The sequence below is a fragment of the Polynucleobacter sp. UK-Mo-2m-Kol15 genome (assembly GCF_018881505.1).
Taxonomy (GTDB): Bacteria; Pseudomonadota; Gammaproteobacteria; order Burkholderiales; family Burkholderiaceae; genus Polynucleobacter.
This window is the reverse complement of record NZ_JACVQC010000001.1, coordinates 1,614,052-1,636,400: the sequence shown is the minus strand read 5'-3', so window position 1 is coordinate 1,636,400 and position 22,349 is coordinate 1,614,052. Positions and strand designations below refer to the sequence as shown.

At 46.9% G+C, this 22,349-nt stretch carries 23 protein-coding genes and 1 tRNA gene; 17 read left to right on the top strand and 7 right to left on the bottom strand.

From position 1 onward, the window contains the following. Positions 1-5: 5 nt before the first annotated feature. Complete coding sequence (gene rph / locus ICN43_RS08470) at positions 6-737, bottom strand: ribonuclease PH (protein ID WP_216198704.1); 732 nt, start codon at positions 735-737, stop codon at positions 6-8. Between the two features lie 32 nt (positions 738-769). Here rph and ICN43_RS08465 point away from each other — a divergent pair, with 32 nt between their 5' ends. The 4 genes from ICN43_RS08465 (at position 770) to ICN43_RS08450 (ending at position 4,992) form a co-directional block, all read left to right on the top strand. Then, positions 770-1,711, top strand: a complete 942-nt coding sequence (locus ICN43_RS08465; RefSeq protein ID WP_216198701.1) for a YicC/YloC family endoribonuclease — start codon at positions 770-772, stop codon at positions 1,709-1,711. 20 nt (positions 1,712-1,731) lie between these two features. Beyond that, positions 1,732-2,382 (top strand): guanylate kinase, encoded by a 651-nt coding sequence (gene gmk, locus ICN43_RS08460; protein WP_216198698.1) that lies wholly within the window; start codon positions 1,732-1,734, stop codon positions 2,380-2,382. A gap of 45 nt (positions 2,383-2,427) precedes the next feature. Continuing rightward, positions 2,428-2,631 (top strand): DNA-directed RNA polymerase subunit omega, encoded by a 204-nt coding sequence (gene rpoZ, locus ICN43_RS08455; RefSeq protein WP_011902918.1) that lies wholly within the window; start codon positions 2,428-2,430, stop codon positions 2,629-2,631. Between the two features lie 81 nt (positions 2,632-2,712). Further along, positions 2,713-4,992 (top strand): RelA/SpoT family protein, encoded by a 2,280-nt coding sequence (locus tag ICN43_RS08450; RefSeq protein WP_216200030.1) that lies wholly within the window; start codon positions 2,713-2,715, stop codon positions 4,990-4,992. 17 nt (positions 4,993-5,009) lie between these two features. Here ICN43_RS08450 and greB read toward each other — a convergent pair whose 3' ends face one another. Next, positions 5,010-5,510 (bottom strand): transcription elongation factor GreB, encoded by a 501-nt coding sequence (greB, locus tag ICN43_RS08445; RefSeq protein ID WP_216198695.1) that lies wholly within the window; start codon positions 5,508-5,510, stop codon positions 5,010-5,012. Positions 5,511-5,528: 18 nt separating this feature from the next. On the opposite strand from greB, the gene ICN43_RS08440 reads away from it, so the two are divergent. From ICN43_RS08440 to ICN43_RS08410, 7 genes are all read left to right on the top strand, one after another. Then, positions 5,529-5,605, top strand: a tRNA-Arg gene (locus ICN43_RS08440). A gap of 90 nt (positions 5,606-5,695) precedes the next feature. Further along, positions 5,696-6,865, top strand: coding sequence for an ABC transporter permease (locus ICN43_RS08435; RefSeq protein ID WP_216198692.1), 1,170 nt, complete (start codon positions 5,696-5,698; stop codon positions 6,863-6,865). Beyond that, positions 6,865-7,632: an ABC transporter ATP-binding protein gene (locus tag ICN43_RS08430; protein WP_216198689.1), complete on the top strand. Its 768-nt coding sequence runs from the start codon at positions 6,865-6,867 to the stop codon at positions 7,630-7,632. Before ICN43_RS08435 ends, ICN43_RS08430 begins: the two co-directional genes overlap by 1 nt. After that, on the top strand, positions 7,629-8,543 hold the full coding sequence (locus ICN43_RS08425; protein WP_216198686.1) for an MlaD family protein: 915 nt from the start codon (positions 7,629-7,631) through the stop codon (positions 8,541-8,543). Before ICN43_RS08430 ends, ICN43_RS08425 begins: the two co-directional genes overlap by 4 nt. Continuing rightward, a complete protein-coding gene (locus ICN43_RS08420; RefSeq protein ID WP_255533473.1) occupies positions 8,540-9,205 on the top strand; it encodes a membrane integrity-associated transporter subunit PqiC in 666 nt (221 codons plus the stop codon). Before ICN43_RS08425 ends, ICN43_RS08420 begins: the two co-directional genes overlap by 4 nt. A gap of 41 nt (positions 9,206-9,246) precedes the next feature. Continuing rightward, complete coding sequence (locus ICN43_RS08415) at positions 9,247-10,032, top strand: SDR family oxidoreductase (RefSeq protein ID WP_216198683.1); 786 nt, start codon at positions 9,247-9,249, stop codon at positions 10,030-10,032. A gap of 68 nt (positions 10,033-10,100) precedes the next feature. Further along, positions 10,101-12,515, top strand: coding sequence for an ABC transporter permease (locus tag ICN43_RS08410; protein ID WP_216859737.1), 2,415 nt, complete (start codon positions 10,101-10,103; stop codon positions 12,513-12,515). A gap of 1 nt (position 12,516) precedes the next feature. On the opposite strand, the gene ICN43_RS08405 is transcribed toward ICN43_RS08410, so the two are convergent. Genes ICN43_RS08405 through ICN43_RS08390 form a run of 4 tightly spaced genes read right to left on the bottom strand, consistent with a single transcriptional unit; the run spans position 12,517 to position 14,761 of the window. Next, positions 12,517-13,056, bottom strand: coding sequence for an RDD family protein (locus ICN43_RS08405; RefSeq protein ID WP_370623174.1), 540 nt, complete (start codon positions 13,054-13,056; stop codon positions 12,517-12,519). A gap of 13 nt (positions 13,057-13,069) precedes the next feature. Beyond that, entirely contained in the window at positions 13,070-13,705 is a 636-nt protein-coding gene (locus ICN43_RS08400) for a DUF3106 domain-containing protein (protein ID WP_216198682.1), read from the bottom strand. Positions 13,706-13,730: 25 nt separating this feature from the next. Further along, entirely contained in the window at positions 13,731-14,195 is a 465-nt protein-coding gene (locus tag ICN43_RS08395; protein ID WP_216198647.1) for a DUF3619 family protein, read from the bottom strand. Continuing rightward, a complete protein-coding gene (locus ICN43_RS08390) occupies positions 14,192-14,761 on the bottom strand; it encodes an RNA polymerase sigma factor (protein ID WP_216198644.1) in 570 nt (189 codons plus the stop codon). The genes ICN43_RS08395 and ICN43_RS08390 overlap by 4 nt, the downstream gene beginning before the upstream one ends. A 193-nt stretch (positions 14,762-14,954) precedes the next feature. On the opposite strand from ICN43_RS08390, the gene ICN43_RS08385 reads away from it, so the two are divergent. From ICN43_RS08385 to ICN43_RS08360, 6 genes are all read left to right on the top strand, one after another. Continuing rightward, positions 14,955-16,742 carry an acetolactate synthase 3 catalytic subunit gene (locus ICN43_RS08385; RefSeq protein ID WP_216198641.1) on the top strand — a complete coding sequence of 596 codons (1,788 nt, stop codon included), beginning with the start codon at positions 14,955-14,957 and terminating at the stop codon, positions 16,740-16,742. Continuing rightward, complete coding sequence (gene ilvN / locus ICN43_RS08380) at positions 16,742-17,233, top strand: acetolactate synthase small subunit (RefSeq protein WP_216198638.1); 492 nt, start codon at positions 16,742-16,744, stop codon at positions 17,231-17,233. The genes ICN43_RS08385 and ilvN overlap by 1 nt, the downstream gene beginning before the upstream one ends. 49 nt (positions 17,234-17,282) lie before the next feature. Further along, positions 17,283-18,299: a ketol-acid reductoisomerase gene (ilvC, locus tag ICN43_RS08375; protein WP_216198635.1), complete on the top strand. Its 1,017-nt coding sequence runs from the start codon at positions 17,283-17,285 to the stop codon at positions 18,297-18,299. Between the two features lie 52 nt (positions 18,300-18,351). Beyond that, complete coding sequence (locus ICN43_RS08370) at positions 18,352-18,999, top strand: phosphatidylserine decarboxylase (RefSeq protein ID WP_216198632.1); 648 nt, start codon at positions 18,352-18,354, stop codon at positions 18,997-18,999. A 25-nt stretch (positions 19,000-19,024) separates the two neighbouring features. Next, positions 19,025-19,888, top strand: coding sequence for a CDP-diacylglycerol--serine O-phosphatidyltransferase (gene pssA, locus ICN43_RS08365; RefSeq protein ID WP_216198629.1), 864 nt, complete (start codon positions 19,025-19,027; stop codon positions 19,886-19,888). A gap of 229 nt (positions 19,889-20,117) precedes the next feature. Beyond that, a complete protein-coding gene (locus ICN43_RS08360; protein ID WP_216198627.1) occupies positions 20,118-21,665 on the top strand; it encodes a 2-isopropylmalate synthase in 1,548 nt (515 codons plus the stop codon). Positions 21,666-21,698: 33 nt separating this feature from the next. Here ICN43_RS08360 and ICN43_RS08355 read toward each other — a convergent pair whose 3' ends face one another. Continuing rightward, a complete protein-coding gene (locus ICN43_RS08355; protein ID WP_216198622.1) occupies positions 21,699-22,292 on the bottom strand; it encodes a YSC84-related protein in 594 nt (197 codons plus the stop codon). Positions 22,293-22,349 lie beyond the last annotated feature (57 nt).

The following is a 22,349-nucleotide window of genomic DNA, read 5'->3' as shown; positions in this document are numbered from 1 at the left end:
AATTTTTATTTGAATGCTTCTTTTTGTAACTGAGTTAAATCACGAATACCTTCTTCGGCTAGGTCTAACAGGGCATTTAACTCAGCGCGAGAGAAGGCAGGGCCCTCAGCGGTTCCTTGTACTTCGATCATGCCGCCCTTGCCGGTCATGACAACATTCATATCGGTATCGCAAGAAGAATCTTCTGGGTAATCTAAATCGAGTACGGGTGCGCCTTGATAGATGCCAACGGAAATCGCTGCAACGCTATCAATGATCGGGTCCGTTTTAAGTGTGCCACTTTGAAGGAGGGTATTAATTGCATCACGTGCTGCTACATATGCGCCCGTAATAGATGCAGTCCTTGTTCCACCATCAGCTTGCAAGACATCGCAATCTAAATGGATGGTTCTTTCCCCCAATACTTTCAGGTCAAAGATACTGCGCATTGCACGACCTATTAAACGCTGAATTTCTTGTGTGCGCCCAGATTGTTTGCCGCGAGCTGCCTCACGATCGCTGCGGGTATGGGTAGAGCGGGGCAGCATGCCGTACTCAGCGGTAACCCATCCTTCGCCAGAGCCTTTTTTATGAGGCGGTACCTTTTCCAGCACGCTGGCTGTACAGAGCACCTTGGTATCGCCAAAGGCAATTAAGACGGAGCCCTCTGCGTGCTTGGTGAAAGCGCGGCTAATGCTCACGGGGCGTAACTGGGTCGGGGTGCGGCCGCTGGGGCGAGTGATGTTGGGCTGAGTCATGGGGTGTGGTCCTAAAGATCTACAATGTTCATATGATATCGAGCATGACTGGTTATGGCAGCGCTTCTCGCCAAGTCTCCCTGGGAGCTGGTGTAGTTGCTGATCTGCAGGTGGAATGTCGGGCTGTTAATAGCCGCTTTCTGGATTTAGGCTTTCGTCTTCCGGATGAGTGTCGCGGGGCGGAGCCTGCCCTACGAGAAATGGCTACTCAAAGCCTTTCTCGTGGCAAGGTTGAGTTTCGAGCTGCTTGGCGCGTTAATTCGGGCACTGCTGGTGCTTCTAAGGCCACCCCACATGCCTTGGGCGCCTTAAATAAAGATCGCCTAGATGCCTTGTATACCCTTCAGGAGCATGCCCAAACAGCATTTCCTAATGCGGAAGCATTGCGTATCGCCGATATTTTGCGTTGGCCAGGAATTGTTTCTGAGCCTAGGGGTGAGGAGGAGGGCTGGATTGCCGCCACTGTTGAGGCTGGCCGTGCCGCCCTGGCTGCCTTAACAGACAGTCGCTATGCCGAGGGTAAAGCTTTGGTGGCTGTGTTGACTAGTATCACCAGCAAGATGCGCGAGATTGTGAAGCTGATTGAGCCTAAGGTGCCGGTCTATGTGACCCAGTATCAAGAGAAGCTGACAGAGCGTCTTGCCGAGGCTTTAGCTGCGCAAGAACAAGGTAAAGGTAGTAGTGGGTCTGGTACTGAGTTGATGGAACGTATTCGTCAAGAAGTCGTGCTCTATGCGGTTCGCATCGATGTGGCGGAAGAGTTTGCCCGTCTCAAGACTCATCTGCAGGCAGTAGATACTGCGCTTGCGGGCAAGGGGCCAGTGGGTAAGCGTTTGGATTTCTTGATGCAGGAGTTAAATCGCGAAGCCAATACCTTGAGCTCTAAATCGGTTTCAGAGGAGTGCACGCAAGCTGCTTTAGAGCTTAAGCTTTTGATTGAGCAAATGCGTGAACAAGTGCAAAATTTAGAGTAATTGATATTCAGATAATTGTGATGGCTAGCCCGAAAATAAAACCCAATCTCTCACCTGCCTATCAAGGCAGTATGTTGATGATCGTTGCTCCTTCGGGCGCTGGCAAATCCTCCTTGGTAAATGCTTTATTACAAGAAGATGCGGCACTAAAACTCTCTCTTTCTACTACGACACGCTCGCCAAGACCGGGCGAGACAGATGGCAAAGACTATCGTTTTATTACTAGAGAAGAGTTTGTAGCTGAGCGCGACCAAGGTCACTTTTTAGAGCATGCTGAAGTACATGGTAATTTTTATGGGACATCTAAAGCTTGGATTGAAGCCCAGATGAAAACCGGTCGCGACGTTATGTTGGAGATCGACTGGCAGGGTGCCCAGCAGATTCGTCAAATCATTCCCGAAGTGCAGTGGATCTTCATCTTTCCGCCTTCATTTGAGGCCTTAGAGGAGCGCTTGCGCAAAAGAGGGCAGGATGACGAGGCAACCATTCAGAGAAGGCTGGCTGCAGCACATTTGGAGCTCCAGCATGCCCATGAGGCAGATTTCATTGTGGTCAATGACGATTTTGAGCGGGCATTGATTGATTTGCGTCATGTGGTGGCGGCCAGCCGCTTGCGCTCTGGGCCGATTATGGCTCGCAACCCTGCACTTTTAAGGCGTCTTGGCGTCTAATCAGTTATCCTATCGGTATTGAAGCTAAATTTAAGTGAGTCCAGCATGGCCCGTATTACTGTAGAAGATTGTTTAAAAACTATCCCAAATCGTTTTGAGCTGGTATTGGCTGCGACTTATCGTGCGCGTCAATTGGTTCAAGGTCACTCCCCACGTGTTGAGTCCAGAGATAAAGCAACTGTAGTTGCATTGCGTGAAGTTGCTGCTGGTGTAACTGACCGTGACATGTTGACCAAAGTACCTTTGTAATCCAGGGGTTCCGTTGTGGAGCTCCCCTTAGGCGACCAAAACACATCGGAATCTAAAGGTAAGGTCTCGTCTGCAGAGACCGTGAAAAGCGATAAGTCTTCCATCATCGCAACCTTGTTGGCTCAGTCAAGCCGACATTTATTTGGCCCTACTTCTGCGCCAATATTGCCTCTAAAGCATCAAGTTGTTTCTATCGATGGGCTAATTTCTAAACTGGGCTATCTCAAGCCGGATGAAGTTGCTCTTATTAAGAAGGCATTTCACTTTGCCGATGCCGCGCATCTGGGTCAATACCGTCATAGTGGTGAACCTTACATAACCCATCCCGTAGCAGTTGCTGAACTTTGCGCTACTTGGCGTCTGGATGCCCCATCCATCATGGCAGCTTTATTGCATGATGTGATTGAAGATACCGGTTGCACCCAGGCGGATTTGGTTGGAAAGTTTGGCAGCAAAGTGGCGGAACTGGTAGAGGGGCTAACCAAGCTCGACAAGTTAGAGTTCCAAAGTCATGCTGAGGCCCAAGCTGAAAGCTTTCGCAAGATGTTTATGGCGATGGCGCGCGACGTCCGAGTTATTCTGGTCAAGCTTGCAGACCGAACCCACAATATGCGTACGCTCGACGCTGTACCGATGGCAAAGCGTCGCAGGGTGGCTGCGGAGACAATTGAGATTTATGCCCCGATTGCCCATCGTCTGGGCCTCAACATTATTTACCGTGACTTACAAGACCTGAGCTTTCGCTACTCGATGCCAATGCGCTTTAGGGTGATCGAGGGTGCGGTGAAGCGGGCGCGTGGTAATCGCAAAGAGATGGTGGAAAAGATTTTGCAGAACGCTCGCATGACCTTTGCAAAAGCCAATCTTGATGTTGATCTGCAGGGTCGAGAAAAAACTCTTTTTAGCATCTACAACAAAATGCGCAGCAAGCATTTAAGTTTTTCTCAGGTACTCGATGTATATGCTTTTAGAGTGACCGTCCATTCAATTGATGAGTGCTATCGTGCGCTAGGTCTGTTACATGCACTCTATAAGCCGATGCCGGGTAAGTTTAAAGATTACATTGCCATCCCTAAGCTAAATGGTTATCAGTCCTTGCATACGACGCTTTTAGGGCCATCAGGAGTGCCTGTGGAGTTTCAGATACGTACCAAGGATATGCATGCAGTCGCCGAAGCGGGAGTGGCTGCGCACTGGGCTTACAAGGATGGTGGACCTGATATGAGTGAGGTGCAAAACCGCGCACATCAGTGGCTGCAATCCTTGATTGATATTCAGGATAGCAGTGGGGATTCGCAAGAATTCTTGGAGCACGTCAAAATTGACCTATTCCCAGATGCGGTGTATGTTTTTACCCCAAAGGGGCAGATCAGAGCCTTGCCGCGCGGTGCTACTGCCCTAGATTTTGCCTATTCCATTCACAGTGATGTGGGTAACACTTGCGTGGCCGTGAAAATTAATGGCATGCAGCTACCTTTACGAAGTGAATTAAAAAATAGCGATATTGTTGAAGTAATCACATCGTCTAATTCCCAGCCCAATCCAGGATGGCTAGCGTTTGTTAGAACCGGTAAAGCTCGTGCCTCCATTCGCCATTCGCTGAAGACGAAGCACTATGGCGAATCTCTGCAGTTAGGTGAGCGATTCCTTGCTAATTCCTTGCGTCAACAAGGAGTTGATGCGGGGCTGCTCACACCAGAGATCTGGGAAAAATTATTACATTGGACTGGTGACAAAACGCGCGAAGAGGCTTGTGTCAATATTGCCTTGGGTCGGAGATCTCCACAGGAACTGGCTATTCGCTTAAAGATCTTGATTGATGATGAGGGTGGTTCAGAACAGATGCGCCTAGGTGCTGCAGACTGGGTTTCTCCTTTGCAAGAAATTGCATCTCATCACCATCAGCGTCAGGCTATCTTAGTAGATGGTCGAGAGGGTAATTCCATTAGCTTCCAAACCTGCTGTCATCCGATTCCAGGAGATAACATCATTGGTTATCTTGGTAAGGGCGAAGGTTTGCAGGTTCATACGAATGACTGTTCGGTAGCCCTCAGAATGCTCTCTAAGGATAGTGATAAGTGGGTAGAGGTTGAGTGGGGCAAAGAAGTTAATCGGGAATTTGAAGTTGACCTTGCAATCGACACTCGTCAAGGTAAAGGCGTTTTGGCAAGAGTGGCGAGCAGTGTTACTGCAGCTGACTCCAATATCATGAATGTATCGATGGATGATCGTTATAAAGAAGATGCTGTCACCATTCGATTTACGATCCAAGTGTCTGATCGACTGCACCTATCTAGAGTGATGCGCAGTTTGCGAGCCAACCAAGATGTCATGCGCGTTATCCGTGTTCGAGTTGGCTAAATTCCTTTAAGTCCCAATTACAGATACTGAACGTCAAGGATTTCAATTTCAGTTGGTCCGGTAGGCGTCTGGATTTTGACGCAATCTCCGAGGCGGGCCTTAATCAGTGCCTTGGCAATAGGCGAAACCCAGCTAACGTGGCCTAGATCTAAATCGACCTCATCTACTCCCACAATCGTGATCGTGGTCTCTTTACCAGAGTCAGCACCTTCCAAGTTGACGTAAGTGACAGTAGCCCCAAAAAAGACCTGCTCAGCATCTGCATCCCCCGATTTTCTGGCTTGATTGTCCACAACTACCGCAAATTCTAGGCGCTGATTGAGGAAGCGAATCCGACGATCTATCTCCCGAAGCCGCTTTTTCCCATAGATATAGTCCCCATTTTCGGAGCGGTCGCCGTTGGATGCTGCCCAGTGCACAACCCTGACAACCTCAGGCCGATCAAGGTTTAGAAGTTGTAAAAGCTCACTTTTGATACGTTCGTGACCAGCGGGTGTAATGTAGTTCTTCTCTTCCATGGCATAATTATGGCTGTTGCGGCTGTAGCTCAGCTGGATAGAGTACTTGGCTACGAACCAAGGGGTCGTGGGTTCAATTCCTGCCAGCCGCACCAACCTATACGGGGCCTAGTTGAAAAACTAGGCCCTTTTTCTTTTTAAAGACATTTCATAGTGGTTTCACATAGATACCTTATAGTTTGACTATGAGCATTTCAGACGCCGATTCTTCAAATCCACCAAGCCCAGTCGGAGTTTGGTTGCAAACCGACGCAACCCATGCTCAAGTCGCTTTGAGTGGTGTAGTCAATGTCTATTCATTGGCAGGGTTGTGGACTGATATTCGGAAAAAGCATAACTTATGGCTAGGGCAAAGCACCCAAGGCTGCTCACTAGTTATTGATGCCTCTAAAGTAAGTTCTTTGGATGGATCTGCATTTGCGTTTTTGATTGATGTGCAAGAGGCACAGCAAAACGCAGGGGGACAGTTTGATATTCAGGGTTTAGATCCAAAGTATCAACCGCTCTTACGGGAATTTGATCCAATCAAGAACCTCTTTCCTGTTCCAGCACAAAAGCAAAAGCGAAATTTTGTAGTGAGCACCGGAATGGCCACTCAAAATCTCATAGATGATGCCCGCGGACTAGTTACTTTTGTTGGTCATTTAACGGCTGATTTGGTCTGGTCAATACGTCATATCAATCAAGTGCGTTGGGGTGATTTTATTAATACTGCGGTAGAGGCTGGTGTAGCTGCATTGCCAATTGTTGGCTTGGTTGCATTTCTGATTGGGGTGATTTTGTCCTTTCAGGCCGCTATTGGCATGGAGCAATTCGGCGCCGTTTCTTTTGTCGGACCACTCGCTGCCTTGGGTATTGTGCGTGAGATGGGCCCGCTGATTACAGCAATCTTACTTGCTGGTCGTTCATCAGCTGCGTTCGCTGCAGAAATCGGTACGATGACTGTCAATAGTGAGGTGGATGCCTTAGTGACCGGCGGCTTAAGCCCGATTCGATTTTTGGTAGTCCCTAGAGTGCTAGCGGGAATTTTGGTAGCTCCCATCTTGACCTTATTTGCCGATATCGTCAGTATTTTTTCTTCGATGCTGACGATGCAAATTTACGGCATACCCTTCATCAATTTTTACAACGGGATGCTGGCTGCTATAGATGTTGAGGATGTTCTCTCCGGCCTTTTGAAGGCGACTTTATTTGGTGTGGTGATTTCTGCCATGGGTTGTTTGCGTGGCATGCAAACAGGAACTGGTGCAGCTGCTGTGGGCATCTCCGCAACCCGTGCAGTGGTCAGTAGTATTGTGATGATTGTTTTGGTAGATGGCATTTTTGCCTTCATCTCCTATAAGACAGGTTTCTGATGGATGCTCTAGATAACGCAATCGATGTTCAGAACTTGACTGTGGGCTATGGCTCGAAAGTACTCCTGCAGAACCTTGATTTCTCGGTCAAGAATGGCGAGATATTTGTGATCTTGGGTGGTTCGGGTTGCGGCAAATCTAGTCTCTTAAAGAACTTATTTGGCTTGTACCAACCGCTTGCGGGAGATGTATTGATTGAGGGTCAAAATATCACCACCGCACAAGGTGCCGAGCGCCAAAAAATCATGACGAGCTTTGGAGTGATGTATCAGCAAGGGGCTTTATTTGGTTCCATGAATTTGCTGGATAACGTGACGCTCTTTATGGAAGAGTACACCCAGCTCACTAGAGATCAAATGAATCTATTAGCTCGGTGCAAGCTTGATTTGGTCGGTTTATTACCTTATGAAACGTATATGCCAAGTGAAATTAGTGGCGGCATGCAAAAGCGAGCTGCGATTGCGCGTGCGATGGCTTTAGACCCTAAGATATTATTTTTGGATGAGCCTTCAGCAGGCCTGGATCCTATTACCTCAGCCGATCTCGATAGTACGATTCTCGATCTCTCAAAAAACTTAGGATTTACCTTTGTAATCGTCTCGCATGAGTTAGCGAGTATTTATTCCATCGCGGACAAGGTCATTATGTTAGATAAGGATGCCAAAGGCATTATTGCTGAAGGTGATCCCAAAGTATTAAGAGATACCAGTAAAGACCCTAGAGTGCATCAATTCTTTAACCGCATCATGAGTAAGGACGCAGCATGAGCAATAACTCCAATCCTAATTATTTTCGCTTGGGCATATTTGTCCTTGCCGCTCTTGGCGCATTATTGGCAGTGATATTAATTTTTGGTTCAGGACAGCTTTTTAAAAAATCGTTCACGGTAGAAACCTATGTCAAGCAGTCAGTAACCGGCCTAGATGCTGGTGCAGCTGTTCGATTTCGGGGGGTTAAGATTGGCCAAGTAACTTCTATCAATTTATCTGGCGATGTTTATGAGCGAGAAGTGCCAATGCCAGAACGTTATGAGTATGTGGTGGTGAGGATGCAAATCTTTGGCGATAAAGTGCAATTGGATCACTTGCAGGCCTTCCTTAACGACAATCTTCGTGCTCGAATTAAGTCGATGGGTATTACCGGGGTTAACTACATCGAGTTGGATTTTTATCCAAGCGCTGATCAGTACCCTCAGTTGAAGTACAAATGGAATCCCGATTACCCTGTTGTTCCCTCAATGCCCAACCAGGCTGATGAAATTATTTCCGGTATTCAAAAACTCATCGGCGCGCTCAATGCCTTAGATGTTGACGGAACTCAAAAGAAATTTGATGCCCTTTTAGGTAACTTGAATAAGTTAATGGCTGGTGAAGGAAAAGATAATGCCGGGCTGATTAATTCAGTGAAGGATCTCAATGTGCTGTTAGATCGGATTGCTAAAGTTACTGATAAAGATCAGCTCAATATTTTGATGCGTGAATTAGTGGCAACGATGGTTTCTTTGCGTCAAACTGTTACCAGTGTTCAGGGTGATACCACTGTCACTATAGAAAACCTGCGGCAAGCCAGTGAGCAGTTAAATGAATTTACTCGTATTGCAAGTCAATCGCCATCTACCTTGATTTGGGGTGAGCCTCCTGCACGCATTACACCCCCCATGAATGGAGCTGAAAAATGACACCATTGAAAATTCAGGTGACACGAAACCCACGCCTCATGAAGTTTGCTATCTTGGCATTCATCATGACAGTTTTGAGCGCTTGCTCTTTACCAACGAGACCTGCGCTAGAGACCAGTAGTTGGATGGTGGCGCCAGAGCGCATTGGCGCACCCTATAAGCCACGGAGTGATTTGTGGCTCAAAATGGGCTCCGTCACTACGACATCTCCATTTGATGGCAAGTCCTTTGTTTATCGCTTAAGTGATCAGCGCTACGAAAAAGATTTTTATAATGTGTATTCTGTACTGCCAAATGAAATGATTGGTAGCGCTACTCGTCAGTGGCTTAATAATGCGCAGATTTTCTCAATGACAGTGGGGCAGGGGAATAGCTTCTTTCCTTATTACATCTTGCAGACTTCTGTAGAGGAATTTTATGGTGACTATCGAGTGCGGCCAGAGGCTGTGGTCACGGTAGAGTTTTTTCTAACGGCAACTGACCCTAAAAAACGGAATCCCGTGATTGGTAAAAATCGCTATACCAAGAGGATTGCACTCAAGGACAACACTCCCCAAGCTTTGGCTTTCGGTCAACAAGAGGCCTTAGCGCAAATTCTGAAAGAATATGAAGTGGTGCTTTATCAATATGCTGGAAATCTGCCCCCACCTTTAGGGCAGTAGTTATTCTAGAATGGCAGCAAATAGAAGAAAATGGAGAAGACATGGATTTAGGGCTCAAAGGTAGGGTTGCACTGGTATTGGCTTCCAGTCGAGGTTTAGGACAGGCGATGGCGGTGTCCTTGGCGCGAGAGGGCGTCAAAGTTGCAGTGACAGGCCGTAATCCTGAGGGATTGAAAAAATCAGTCGAGATGATTGAGGCTGTCGGTGGAACCGCTTTGGCTTTAAGCTGGGACCTATCTGATTCTTCAGTCATTGACGGCATGGTGAGTAAGGTTGAAAGAGAGCTCGGACCAATTGATATTTTGGTGAATAACACTGGGGGACCTCCTCCAACCCTAGCAGCAGGTCAGGATCCTGCCTTATGGCAAAAGAGCTTCAATGATATGGTTCTCTCCCTTATTGGCATTACCGATCGTATTCTTCCGGGAATGCGTGAGCGCAAGTGGGGCCGTATTATTACTAGCACTACTTCAGGTGCGATTGCTCCCATCAAAAATCTAGCGATCTCTAATACCTTGCGAGCTGCACTTCTGGCTTGGTCTAAAACTTTGTCGGCGGAAGTGGCTGCCCAAGGCATTACTGTCAATGTGATCATGCCGGGACGCGTAGCGACAGATCGTTTGCGGCAGTTGGATGAGGCACGTGCTCAGCGTGAAAATGTCAGCTATGAATCAGTTGTACAGGCCAGTTTGAGGCAAATTCCTATGGGACGTTATGGGGATCCTCGAGAGTATGGAGATGCTGCAGCATTCTTGGCTAGTCAAAGCGCCTCCTTCATTACTGGATCAGTGATTCGTGTGGATGGTGGTCAAATTCAGGCAGTTTAATCTTAGTGCTAGCTAGTTTTCTTCGGAGTATCAGGCGGGATCTTCGGTCTAGTGAGCTTCTAGCACTCTTGGTTGCGCTGACGCTCTCGGTTGCTGCCTTATCAAGTGTTAGCTTTTTAGCTGACCGCATGCAGCGAGCCTTTCAGTTTGATGCTCGTCAGCTTCTCGCTGCAGATCTATTGTTGGTTGCCGATCAGCCTTTGCCCGAACGCTTTATTCTGGAGGCTCAGGAGAGAAAGCTCAGCTTTGCCCAAACGATTGTCTTTCCGAGTATGGCCACGGTTGGTGGGCAAAGTAAGCTTGCTTCACTTAAGGCGGTAAGCGCTACTTATCCTTTGCGTGGATCCTTAAAGGTTTCATCCTCTACTGTCACGCTAACTCCGCCAACCGGTTCAGTTTGGATCGATCCGGCTATGCTTAATGCCTTGCGCACTAAGGTCGGTGATCACATGCGCTTGGGGGATAAAGATTTTTTGATTGGAGGCATCTTAGAGCGGGAGCTAGATCGTGGTGCTGGCTTCATGAACTTTGCACCCCGCGTGATGATGTCCCTTGATGATCTGCCTGCTACAGGTCTCATTGGTCTGGGTAGTCGCGTTACTTATCGCTTACTGCTGGCAGGTAATGATCAAGCTATCTCTGATTATGAAACCTGGGCTGCTAAATCGATTGCATCCGAGGGTCTCAGAGGCTTACGCATTGAGACTTTGGAAAATGCCCAACCTATGATGCGTAAAACCTTAGAGCGGGCAGAGCGCTTCTTATCCTTGGTGGCCTTGCTAACTGCAATGGTGGCCGCAGTAGCCATTGCTTTATCAGCGCGTCGTTATGTCTTAAGGCAGGCTGATGTTTGTGCTGTCATGAAGTGCCTGGGTGCAAGCCAAAAGACTATTCTGGTCAATCAAATCAAAGTCTTGGGCGCATTATGCTTATTGGCTGCAATCATAGGGGCCGTTTTTGCATATGGAGTTCAGGAGATATTAATTCGTATTTTGGGAAATTTGGTATTAGCCAATCTACCTCCACTATCTCTTTGGCCGCTGGCCTGGAGCATTTTATTCTCCTCCTTCTTGTTAATTGGCTTTGCTGGCCCACCTCTTTTTAGCTTAGTCATGATTTCACCAGTTCGGCTCATTCGAAAAGAGTTGGGTTCGGTCAACATTAAAGCGCTTTGGGTCGGACTTTTTGGTTTGATTACTTGCCTTGCATTAATTGCTATTGCTTCGCAGGATTTGAAGCTGGCTTCTTGGGTTGCTCTTAGCTTTGCTTTAGCTGTTGCTGTATTTGCTGTTGTTTCCTGGCTATCACTACGCTCTCTTAATATTTTATTTTCTAAATGGTGTGCAAGGAGTTTCGCACTTCGTTTTGCATTGACTGCGCAAGCACGTCGTGCGGGATTCGCAGTGATGCAAATTACTGCCTTGGGTATTGCTTTGATGGCTTTGCTTTTGATTTTATTACTTCGCCAGGATTTATTAGCTACCTGGCAGGGGAATATTCCAGTCGATGCACCAAATCGCTTCATGATTAATGTTCAAGAGGATCAAAAGCTCGGCATTACTGAGTCTCTGATTGCTGCAGGAGTAGCAAATCCTAGCTTCAGCCCTATGGTGCGCGCGCGATTGGTGGAGGTTAATGGAAAAAACATTGGACCTAATGACTATCTTGATGAAAATGCGCGCCGCTTGGTTGATCGAGAATTCAATCTCTCCTATACAGAGCAATTACCTGAGGGCAATCGCATTACCTCCGGAAAATGGATTGAGGGCACTGCCCCACAAGTTTCCTTAGAGGTGGGGATTGCGAAGACTCTAAGGCTAAAGCTTGGCGATCAAATGACCTTTGAGCTTGCCGGTGAAAGAGTAACTGCACCAATTACCTCTTTGCGAAAATTAGACTGGGGTTCTATGAAGGTGAACTTCTTCGTCATCATGCCGCCGGCTATGCTTGCGGAAATGCCACAGTCATGGATTACTTCTTACTATCAGAGGGCGGGCATTGAAGGCCTCGACTATCAGCTAGCACAGTCATACCCTAATCTGACTATTGTGGATGTAGCAACATCCTTACGTCAAATACAGGATGTATTGGATCGACTATCTTCTGTCCTTGGACTATTGTTTACCTTCACTATCGTCGCTGCAATCTTGGTTTTGGTGGCAGCAATTGCAGCTACACAAGATGAACGCTTCAGAAGTGCGGCCTTACTCAAGGCGGTCGGCGCATCGCGCTACCTGCTTGGTAAGATTGCTATAGCCGAACTGTTAATTATTGGGACGCTTTCGGGAGCTTTAGCTGGAGTGACTGCTGGAATAGCAGCCTGGGCATTGGGCCACTTTGTTTTAGAGATTGAGTTCAATGCTTTTGCTCAGTCTTTAATAATGGGTATTTGCTTTGGGGTGTTCGCTTGCCTAATAGCTGGCTTCCGCTTTCAGAGAAGAATTCAAACCGCAACTGCTATGGAGTGTTTGCGCGAGCTCTAGATTACGAGATCGTGACTAAGTTCTTTGGTAGCTCAACCAAACGCGTTCCACTAAAACGGTCTGGCAGGCTTTGGCGCAATGAAGGACTGACGCGATTCAAGTAAATGCTTAGCGGCCACAGAAATAAAGCAACCGCAAACAGCATCTCAATAATTTGCCACTGATGCAGGTCGAAGAGCCATTGGATTGCAATGCAGGGGGCAATCCATAGAGATCCATAAACATAGCGCCAGATTGCTTGCTTGCGGTTTAAGTTATAGCCTCCTGGACCAATCATACGTACACGCCATGTTTGCATCGCAAGCGTTTGACCAGACTTTGTCCAATACCAAACAAAGTAAACGCCCAGAACAATATAGAGATAGAGAAAAGTAAGCCAGCTTGGCAGGGCCAAACCAAACAGCATACCAAGGCCTAAATTGGGAGCCAAGAATGTTAGGGCAATCACACCCAATAGAACTAACTGCTCATAGAGGCCGCATGAGACCCGTCGCCAAAATTGTGGGGCGGGCAGTGCGTCTAATTCAGCGGGAGTGATCACGACTTAAGAGTTCTTATGGATTGCTTGAGTTGCTATCTGGGCTTGCACTAGGTGCTGGAGATTCTTGAGTGGGGACAGCGCTGCTTGCAGGCAAGGTTGGGGCTAGATTTGTTTTTTGCGCTATTGGGGATTGTTGTAAAGTCGGTGAGCTTGTCGCCGTCCGCTTTTTATTGGTAACTTCGGCTTGAGCTAATTTCTTTTTCTGTTCGTCCGTAAGTTTTTGATATGCGGTCCAAGCTTCTGCTTTTTTCTCAGCAGGAAACTTAAGGCTACCCAAGTAGTTCTCCCGAGCTAAGCGACGATCTTTTTGCGAGAGATTAGACCAGCCTGTCATGCGAGACTGCAGTCTCTGCTGGTCAGCCTCGCTCATCTTAGGGTAAAGGTTGGCAACCTGAATCCATTTTTTGCGACTGTCCGGGAGCATGTAATCCCAGTCGCTCTCCAGAGGGGCCAAGATTTTTTGCTGCCCTGGTTTTAAGCTTTCCCATGTGCCATCTGGTTTTTTTTCTGGAATGCCAGTAGTTTTTCCATGAGCGCCTGCAGTAGCTTGAGCAAGTGCGTTTGAACTTTGTGTTGATCCAATCGCACTGATCGCCAGCATTATGCTGATGGCAATAGAAGCGCTCAAAGATTGTGAATGATTTAGCATGCGCTAATTGGATTCATTAAGTGCCTTAAGACGGTGATTTCACCGCATCAAGATTATCTTGATCAGATTCAGCTAGGGGACCATTTTTGAGGAAGCCCAAGAAGCCGCTATCTGCATAGGCATCTGGAGGAACATCATCGGTTAAGAGGGCAACATCTAGCTCGGCGATGTCATTAATGCGAGAGTCCTGTTGCCATTGGGCAATACCAACGATGCCAAAGACGAGTACAACTAGCGGGGCGATCCAGCCAACATTATCCCAAAATGGGCGTGAGCCTGAAGACCAGGTTCCAGTAGAATGAGCCAAAATATGCTGCTGAATGCGAACTTTTTCTGGTTTTTTAACGGAAAGCGCCTTTAGGCGAGCTGCGTAAAGACGATCTTTGATGGCTGCTGGCAGGGATTCTGATCCATGGCGAAGTAGGGCAGCAGCAGTTAGACCAAATTGATCTGCTTCAGTTGGGTTCAGGAGGTCTTTATTTTGGTTCACAGCGTAATTCCTTTTAATTTCAATGCTTTAGCTAGAGCCTGAGCGGCTCTTGAGCAGTGGGTTTTGACGCTTCCTTCGCTACAACTCATGGCTAGGGCAGTTTCAGTAATACTCAGCTCATCCCAATAACGCATCAGGAAGGCTTCTCGTTGACGGGCCGGCAATTTTGATATTTCCGACTCTAGGGATTGCAAGAGTTGACTACGTTCCAGCTTATAGGCACCATCCTGGTGAATTTCACTGTCATCTGGAGCTGAGAGTGACTCAAGAGGGTCGAAATCATCATTCTCATCGGATTTCTTACCCATACTGGAGAAGAGCGTAACCCAGGTATTTCTGACCTTTTGACGTCTAAACCAGTCATGAATGCGGTTCTGCAGAATTCTGGTGAAAACCAGGGGTAGCTCAGCTGCAGGACGATCGCCATACTTTTCAGACAGCTTGATCATGGCATCCTGAACAATGTCCAAGGCGGCATCGTCATCCCGAACAGCATACACAGCCTGCTTGAAGGCACGCTGTTCAACACTGCATAGAAAGTCAGAAAGTTCTTGGGATGAGGCCATTCAGTAGATTAGACCTGAATCAGATTCAATTCGTCTATTTTAGGGGATTGCTATAGAATATAGGGCTTACTACCTAGAATCTCATTCAAGAAGTGGTTTTTTCCGGTAGCAGCGCCGTTCGAACTCAGGCCATAAGCAGGAGACAGAACAGACCAAACAATTTTTTGCCGAAAATTGCAAAGGACGAAAGAAAATGAATACAAGCAGCGCCGAATTTTTAGCTTCTAAAGCTAACCAAGACACAGTAAATCCAAATTCCACAGCGAGTGCGCCTGAAATGATTGGCGCCGAGATGCTGGTAAAGGCTTTGCACAAAGAGGGTGTCGAATACGTTTGGGGTTACCCAGGCGGTTCCGTTCTCTTTATCTACGATGAAATTTTTAAGCAGGACAAGTTTGAGCATATTCTTGTTCGTCATGAGCAGGCAGCAGTTCATGCGGCCGATGGCTATGCACGTGCAACGGGTAAGGTCGGTGTTGCACTAGTCACCTCAGGTCCCGGTGTAACCAATGCGGTTACCGGAATTGCTACTGCTTACACTGACTCTATACCGCTGATAGTTATCAGTGGTAACGTACCAACCTATGCGATTGGTGAAGATGCTTTCCAAGAGGCGGATACCGTTGGTATCACTCGCCCAGTGGTAAAGCATAACTTCCTTGTAAAGGATGTTAAAGATCTTCCTTTAGTGATTAAGAAGGCTTTCCATATTGCGCAGACAGGTCGTCCAGGGCCCGTTCTAATCGATATTCCAAAAGATGTTTCAGCGGCCAAGGGGCCATTTGTCTATCCAGAGACATTAGAGATGCGTTCATATAACCCGGTTGTAAAAGGGCATAGTGGACAAATTCGTAAGGCAGTTTCTTTATTGCAAGAGGCTGAGCGCCCCTTTATCTATACCGGTGGTGGTGTGATCTTGGCTGATGCCGCTCCAGAATTAAAAGAGTTTGCTGACCTATTGGGTTACCCCGTTACCAATACCTTAATGGGGCTTGGCGGCTTCCCGGGCACTAGTCCCCAGTTTGTGGGTATGCTCGGCATGCATGGTACTTACGAGGCCAATATGGCAATGCAGCACAGCGACGTGTTGATTGCGATTGGCGCACGTTTTGATGACCGCGTGATTGGTAATACTGTTCACTTTGCAAGCCATCCACGCAAGATTATTCATATTGACATCGACCCATCCGTGATTTCAAAGCGGGTGAAAGTAGATGTGCCTATCGTTGGTAATCTCAAGGAAGTATTGCAAGAGATGACGGCTCAGCTTAAGGCTGCTGGTCCTCGTAAGAATGACGCCAAATTGGCAGCATGGTGGGCGCAGATTAACGAGTGGCGTAAAAAAGATTGCTTGAAGTACGACGAGGCATCGCAAATCGTCAAACCTCAGTACGTAGTTCAAAAGTTGTGGGAGCTCACTGGTGGTGATGCATTCATTACTTCTGATGTTGGCCAGCATCAAATGTGGGCTGCACAGTTCTATAAGTTCGATAAGCCACGTCGTTGGATTAACTCTGGTGGCCTCGGGACTATGGGTGTTGGCTTGCCATACGCTATGGGTATCAAGAAGGCATTTCCAGATCAGGATGTTTTCGCAATCACCGGCGAAGGCTCGATTCAGATGTGTATTCAAGAGTTGTCTACTTGCAAGCAATACAACACACCCGTCAAAATTGTGTCATTGAACAATCGTTATCTTGGCATGGTTCGCCAATGGCAAGAGCTGACTTATAACAAGCGTTACTCCAGTTCTTACATGGATTCATTGCCGGACTTTGTCAAGTTGGCAGAAGCCTTTGGCCATGTTGGTATGCGCATCGAGAAAAAGTCGGATGTTGAAGGCGCCCTTAAAGAGGCGATTCGCTTGAAGGATCGCACAGTATTTATGGATTTCCAGACGGATCCCGAAGAAAACGTTTGGCCAATGGTTCAAGCGGGCAAGGGTATTACTGAAATGCTTTTGGGTAGCGAGGATCTCTGATGCGCCATATTATTTCTGTATTGATAGAGAACGAACCGGGAGCATTGTCTCGTGTTGTGGGATTATTCTCGGCGCGTGGTTACAACATTGAGACGCTTAGTGTTGCACCAACTGAAGATGCATCACTCTCTCGTATGACGATTGTTACGATTGGTTCAGATGATGTCATTGAGCAAATCACTAAGCACTTAAATCGCCTGGTTGAAGTGGTGAAGGTATTTGATTTGACTGAAGGGCCTCATATTGAGCGCGAGCTCATGATGATCAAGGTTCGCGCTGTTGGTAAAGAGCGTGAAGAATTGAAGCGCACAACAGATATCTTCCGTGGTCGCATCATCGATGTGACTGATAAGAGTTACACCATTGAATTAACTGGTGATGGTGCCAAATTGGATGCCTTTATTGATTCAATTGATCGTGCATCTATTCTGGAAACTGTCCGTTCGGGTGGCTCTGGTATTGGGCGCGGTGAACGCATCCTCAAGGTTTAATTTTTAACTGATTACTGAATTAACTACATTTTCAAAACAAGGAAAGAGCATGAAAGTTTTTTACGATAAAGACGCTGATTTGTCCCTCATTAAAGGCAAAAAAGTAACCATCATTGGTTATGGTTCACAAGGCCACGCACACTCATTGAATCTGAAAGATTCAGGCTGCAACATTACTGTTGGTCTGCGTAAAGATGGGGCATCTTGGAGCAAGGCTGTCAATGCTGGCTTGACGGTTAAAGAAGTTGGTGAATCAGTAAAAGATGCAGATGTTGTGATGATGCTCTTGCCTGATGAGCAAATTGCTGACGTATATAACAAAGAAGTTCATGCCAATATCAAGCAGGGTGCTGCGTTAGCCTTTGCTCATGGCTTTAATGTTCACTATGGCCAAGTTCAGCCGCGCGCTGACTTAGATGTCATCATGATTGCTCCTAAGGCGCCTGGTCATACTGTTCGTGGTACTTATGCTCAAGGTGGCGGCGTCCCCCATTTGATCGCTGTTTACCAAGATAAATCTGGTTCAGCGCGTGATGTTGCTTTGTCATACGCAACTGCAAACGGTGGCGGTCGTGCTGGCATCATCGAAACTAACTTCCGCGAAGAAACTGAAACTGACTTATTTGGTGAGCAGGCTGTTCTTTGTGGCGGCGCAGTGGAGTTGATCAAAGCTGGTTTTGAGACTTTGGTTGAAGCTGGCTACGCCCCTGAAATGGCCTACTTCGAGTGTTTGCATGAGCTCAAGTTGATTGTTGACTTGATATACGAAGGTGGTATTGCCAATATGAACTACTCCATCTCTAATAATGCCGAGTATGGTGAGTATGTCACTGGCCCACGTGTTGTGACTGAAGATACTAAGAACGCAATGCGTCAGTGCTTGAAAGACATTCAGACTGGTGAGTATGCGAAGAGCTTCATCTTAGAAAACAAAGCAGGCGCACCTACTTTGATTTCACGTCGTCGTTTGAATGCTGAGCATGACATCGAGGTAGTTGGTGCTAAATTGCGCGCCATGATGCCTTGGATTGCTAAGAATAAGTTGGTTGACCAGACTAAGAACTAAGTAAAAAGTAGCAAGAAACCAATAGTAGTAACTAAAAAGGCTCAGAACAAAGATGATGTATCCGCACCCCATTATTGCGAAAGAAGGTTGGCCGTATTTGGCATTAGTGGGGGCCGTTACTTTGCTAGTCCACTATCTCGGTGGTATTGCATGGTCATGGCCTTTATGGATCATCTTTATTTTTGTTCTGCAGTTCTTCCGTGACCCGCAGCGTATTGCTGCTTTAGGCCGCGATCTTGTTTTATCTCCAGCCGATGGTCGCATCGTTGTTGTAGAAATAGCAAACGATCCTTATGCAGGTCGTGAAGCATTAAAGATTAGTGTTTTTATGAACGTATTTAACGTTCACTCCAACCGTAGCTCAGTCAATGGCTTAGTAAAAGAGATTCAGTATTTCCCTGGAAAATTTGTTAACGCAGATTTGGATAAAGCCTCCACAGAGAATGAGCGTAATGCTGTTGTGATTGATGCCAATGGCCAAATTGTGACGCTGGTTCAGGTTGCAGGCCTTATTGCTCGCCGTATTCTTTGCTACATCCATGTTGGCGATAGACTAAAAGCGGGTGAACGTTATGGTTTTATTCGCTTTGGCTCCCGTGTCGATGTATATTTGCCATTAACAGCTGAGCCTTTGGTTAGTGTCGGTGATAAAGTTTTTGCTACAAATACTGCATTAGCTCGTGTGCCTGGCTTAGATTAATCAAGCTGCTTAACCGGGAATATTTGTGCCTACATTTCGCCGTCGTGGCCGTATCGATCGCAGTCGCTTAGCGCCTGCTAGAACTGATCGCACTAAAGATGAGTGGGCGGAGGATCTTGGTGACGCAGTTGATTTCGAGGTAGAAGAGTTGCACGTGGATAAGCCGCGTAAACGGAGCAAAGGCATTTATCTGCTACCGAATGCATTTACTACCGCAGCCTTATTCTGTGGTTTCTTCGCAATTGTCAATGCGATGAACCACCAGTTTGAGATGGCTGCGATTGCCATCTTTGCATCTTTAGTCTTGGATGGCATGGATGGTCGCGTTGCGCGCATGACCAATACCCAAAGTGCATTTGGGGAGCAGTACGATTCTTTGGCCGATATGGTGTCATTTGGAGTAGCCCCAGCATTAGTTGCCTACGAGTGGGCTCTAAAGGATTTGGGTAAGTGGGGTTGGTTAGCCGCCTTTACTTACTGTGCTGGTGCCGCTTTGCGTCTGGCGCGCTTCAACGTCAATACGGCGGTAGTCGATAAAAAGTTCTTCCAGGGCTTGCCTAGCCCAGCAGCTGGCTCTTTAATAGCAGGCTTTATTTGGTTGGCTGACGATAATAAGATCCCGGTTCGTGATAGCGCTATTCCTTGGATTACCTTCTTCCTGGCCGTTTATGCTGGTTTAACTATGGTTTCTAATGCACGCTTTTATAGCGGCAAAGCACTTGATGTTCGGTATCGTGTGCCGTTTGGGGTGATGGTTCTGATGATTCTCACCTTTGTTTTGATCTCCTCTAACCCACCCTTAACTTTATTCGGCCTCTTTGTGGTGTATTCCATTTCAGGTTATGTGATTTGGGCATGGGAACGGCTGAGCGGTCGACGTTTTAGCTAATTTTGAATTTTTAGGTTATATTTAAACCATGTTGATGAATTTCTCACTTCCTTCCACGCTGCTTCTACTAGCGCTGAGCCTAAAGCTTGGGGCAGGTAAGGCCTGAGTTAATGAGAATAGAGTAATTCATTAGCCACGACATACCAGCCCCAGCAAATTGCTGGGGTTTTTGTTTTTAGATTGACAATGAAGTTTCAAAAGTTAAGCAATATTGAACCGGAGAGTAGTGATGAGTGACAAAGTAATCATTTTTGATACCACCTTACGTGATGGCGAACAGTCGCCTGGCGCCTCAATGACGAAGGATGAGAAGGTTCGTATTGCTCGTCAGTTGGAACGTCTCAAGGTTGATGTGATCGAGGCTGGGTTTGCTGCAAGCTCTGAAGGTGATTTTCAGGCGATCTCCGCTGTAGCAGCAGCCGTGAAGGATTCCATTGTGTGCTCGCTTGCACGTGCAAATGATAAAGATATCACTCGCGCAGCCGATGCATTAAAGGCTGCTAATGCCAAGCGAATTCATGCATTCTTGGCAACTAGCCCCTTGCATATGGCCGTGAAATTACGTATGTCTCCAGAAGAAGTATTGGAGCAAGCAAAACGTTCTATTCGCTTTGCTAGAAATTTGGCTGAGGATATTGAGTTTTCTGCCGAAGATGGCTATCGATCTGAAATGGATTTCTTGTGCAGAGTAGTTGAGGGTGTCATTAATGAGGGTGCTACCACCATCAATATTCCTGATACCGTTGGATATGCAACTCCAGAGTTGTATGGCGACTTCATCAAGACCTTGCGTACTCGGGTTCCCAATTCTGATAAAGCAGTTTGGTCTGTACATTGCCATAATGACTTAGGTATGGCTGTTGCAAATTCCTTGGCTGGGGTCAAGATTGGTGGCGCTCGTCAAATCGAGTGCACTATCAACGGCTTGGGCGAACGCGCTGGCAATACGGCATTAGAGGAAATTGTGATGGCTTTGCGAACACGCAAAGATTACTTTGATATGGTATGCGGCATAGATGCAACTCAAATTGTGCCCGCCTCTAAATTGGTTTCGCACATCACGGGCTTTGTAGTTCAGCCAAATAAGGCAGTGGTTGGGGCCAATGCTTTTGCTCATACTTCAGGCATTCACCAGGATGGCATCTTAAAGAATCGCGATACCTATGAAATCATGCGTGCAGAAGATGTGGGTTGGTCTGCCAATAAGATCGTCCTAGGTAAATTGTCTGGCCGTAACGCATTTAAACAGCGCCTTCAGGAGTTAGGTATTGCGATTGAGGCTGAGGCGGATTTGAATGATGCCTTCGTGCGGTTTAAGTCATTGGCTGATCAGAAATCAGAAATCTTTGATGAAGACATTATTGCCATCATGTCTCACTCTGCTGTAGCCGAAGAGGGTGAATTTTATAGATTCATTTCTATGAGCCAGCATTCCGAAACGGGTGAGCGCCCAAAGTCCAGGGTTACTTTTCGGGTGGGCGATAAGGAAGCGAGCTCCGAGGCTGAAGGTAATGGCCCTGTTGATGCCAGCTTGAATGCCATTGAGGAGATTGTCAAGAGTGGGGCAGAGCAGTTGCTTTACTCTGTAAATGCAATCACTTCTGGCACTCAATCTCAAGGCGAGGTTACCGTGAGACTCGCGAAAGGTGGGCGTATCGTCAATGGCGTTGGCACTGATCCAGACATCATTGCGGCATCAGCGAAAGCGTATTTATCGGCGCTAAATAAATTGCATGATCCGAGTCATGTCAAGCTCAATGCACAGATGACACCCTGATTAACTTCTAGCAATAATTACAGACCCCACATCTTACTTATTGAGGTCTGTATTTTTATAGTACTTAGTGCCTTTGCCGGTGATTTCAGCGGCAAGGCCTGAGTCGGTTAGTTGATACAGTAAGACACCCGGTGCTACTGTAGCGGCATCTTGGTATGCGTCACCATTATTTTCATATTTGGCTGCTGCAGTGACTTGACCGCCAAAGGTCCAGCCAGAGTTAACGAACTCATTCATAGCGGCTTCGGTTTGGAAAACAAAGATGTTTTGGAAGGACTTAATTCCAAAACCTAGGCCAGCTTGAACTTCAGCCATGCTCATGTAAATAGCTTTGCCACCATCCTTTTTTATCACTACGCCAGTGCCCGTGCCGCCACCAGCAATTAGAATTTTCATCCCAAAGTTACTAAATGTGGCATAACCAACCGACTTTTCGATTAACGCTTTTGCTTTGGGCTGAACTTGATAAAGCGCTTTTAGGGTCTCATCTCTCTTTTTGAGGATGTCTTGACGTTGTTGGGCAACGGTTTTATCCGAGCCAAAAGGGTTTGAAAGTTGCGCATAGCTTGTTGAGCAAAATAGGGCTATTAGACTATAGGCTAGTACGTGGAGAAATTTGCCTTGCATGAATACTCTTTCGCTTTATTTCTGTAGTTGATTTATTCCATCTTTATACTCCATCCA

Coding starts and splice junctions, on each gene's coding strand:
- gmk (WP_216198698.1), top strand. CDS start 1,732: ATGGCTAGCCCGAAAATAAAACCCAATCTCTCACCTGCCTATCAAGGC.
- ICN43_RS08415 (WP_216198683.1), top strand. CDS start 9,247: ATGGATTTAGGGCTCAAAGGTAGGGTTGCACTGGTATTGGCTTCCAGT.
- ICN43_RS08390 (WP_216198644.1), bottom strand. CDS start 14,761: ATGGCCTCATCCCAAGAACTTTCTGACTTTCTATGCAGTGTTGAACAG.
- rpoZ (WP_011902918.1), top strand. CDS start 2,428: ATGGCCCGTATTACTGTAGAAGATTGTTTAAAAACTATCCCAAATCGT.
- rph (WP_216198704.1), bottom strand. CDS start 737: ATGACTCAGCCCAACATCACTCGCCCCAGCGGCCGCACCCCGACCCAG.
- ICN43_RS08355 (WP_216198622.1), bottom strand. CDS start 22,292: ATGCAAGGCAAATTTCTCCACGTACTAGCCTATAGTCTAATAGCCCTA.
- ICN43_RS08400 (WP_216198682.1), bottom strand. CDS start 13,705: ATGCTAAATCATTCACAATCTTTGAGCGCTTCTATTGCCATCAGCATA.
- ICN43_RS08385 (WP_216198641.1), top strand. CDS start 14,955: ATGAATACAAGCAGCGCCGAATTTTTAGCTTCTAAAGCTAACCAAGAC.
- ICN43_RS08370 (WP_216198632.1), top strand. CDS start 18,352: ATGATGTATCCGCACCCCATTATTGCGAAAGAAGGTTGGCCGTATTTG.
- ICN43_RS08425 (WP_216198686.1), top strand. CDS start 7,629: ATGAGCAATAACTCCAATCCTAATTATTTTCGCTTGGGCATATTTGTC.
- ilvN (WP_216198638.1), top strand. CDS start 16,742: ATGCGCCATATTATTTCTGTATTGATAGAGAACGAACCGGGAGCATTG.
- ilvC (WP_216198635.1), top strand. CDS start 17,283: ATGAAAGTTTTTTACGATAAAGACGCTGATTTGTCCCTCATTAAAGGC.
- greB (WP_216198695.1), bottom strand. CDS start 5,510: ATGGAAGAGAAGAACTACATTACACCCGCTGGTCACGAACGTATCAAA.
- ICN43_RS08435 (WP_216198692.1), top strand. CDS start 5,696: ATGAGCATTTCAGACGCCGATTCTTCAAATCCACCAAGCCCAGTCGGA.
- ICN43_RS08420 (WP_255533473.1), top strand. CDS start 8,540: ATGACACCATTGAAAATTCAGGTGACACGAAACCCACGCCTCATGAAG.
- ICN43_RS08360 (WP_216198627.1), top strand. CDS start 20,118: ATGAGTGACAAAGTAATCATTTTTGATACCACCTTACGTGATGGCGAA.
- ICN43_RS08465 (WP_216198701.1), top strand. CDS start 770: ATGATATCGAGCATGACTGGTTATGGCAGCGCTTCTCGCCAAGTCTCC.
- ICN43_RS08430 (WP_216198689.1), top strand. CDS start 6,865: ATGGATGCTCTAGATAACGCAATCGATGTTCAGAACTTGACTGTGGGC.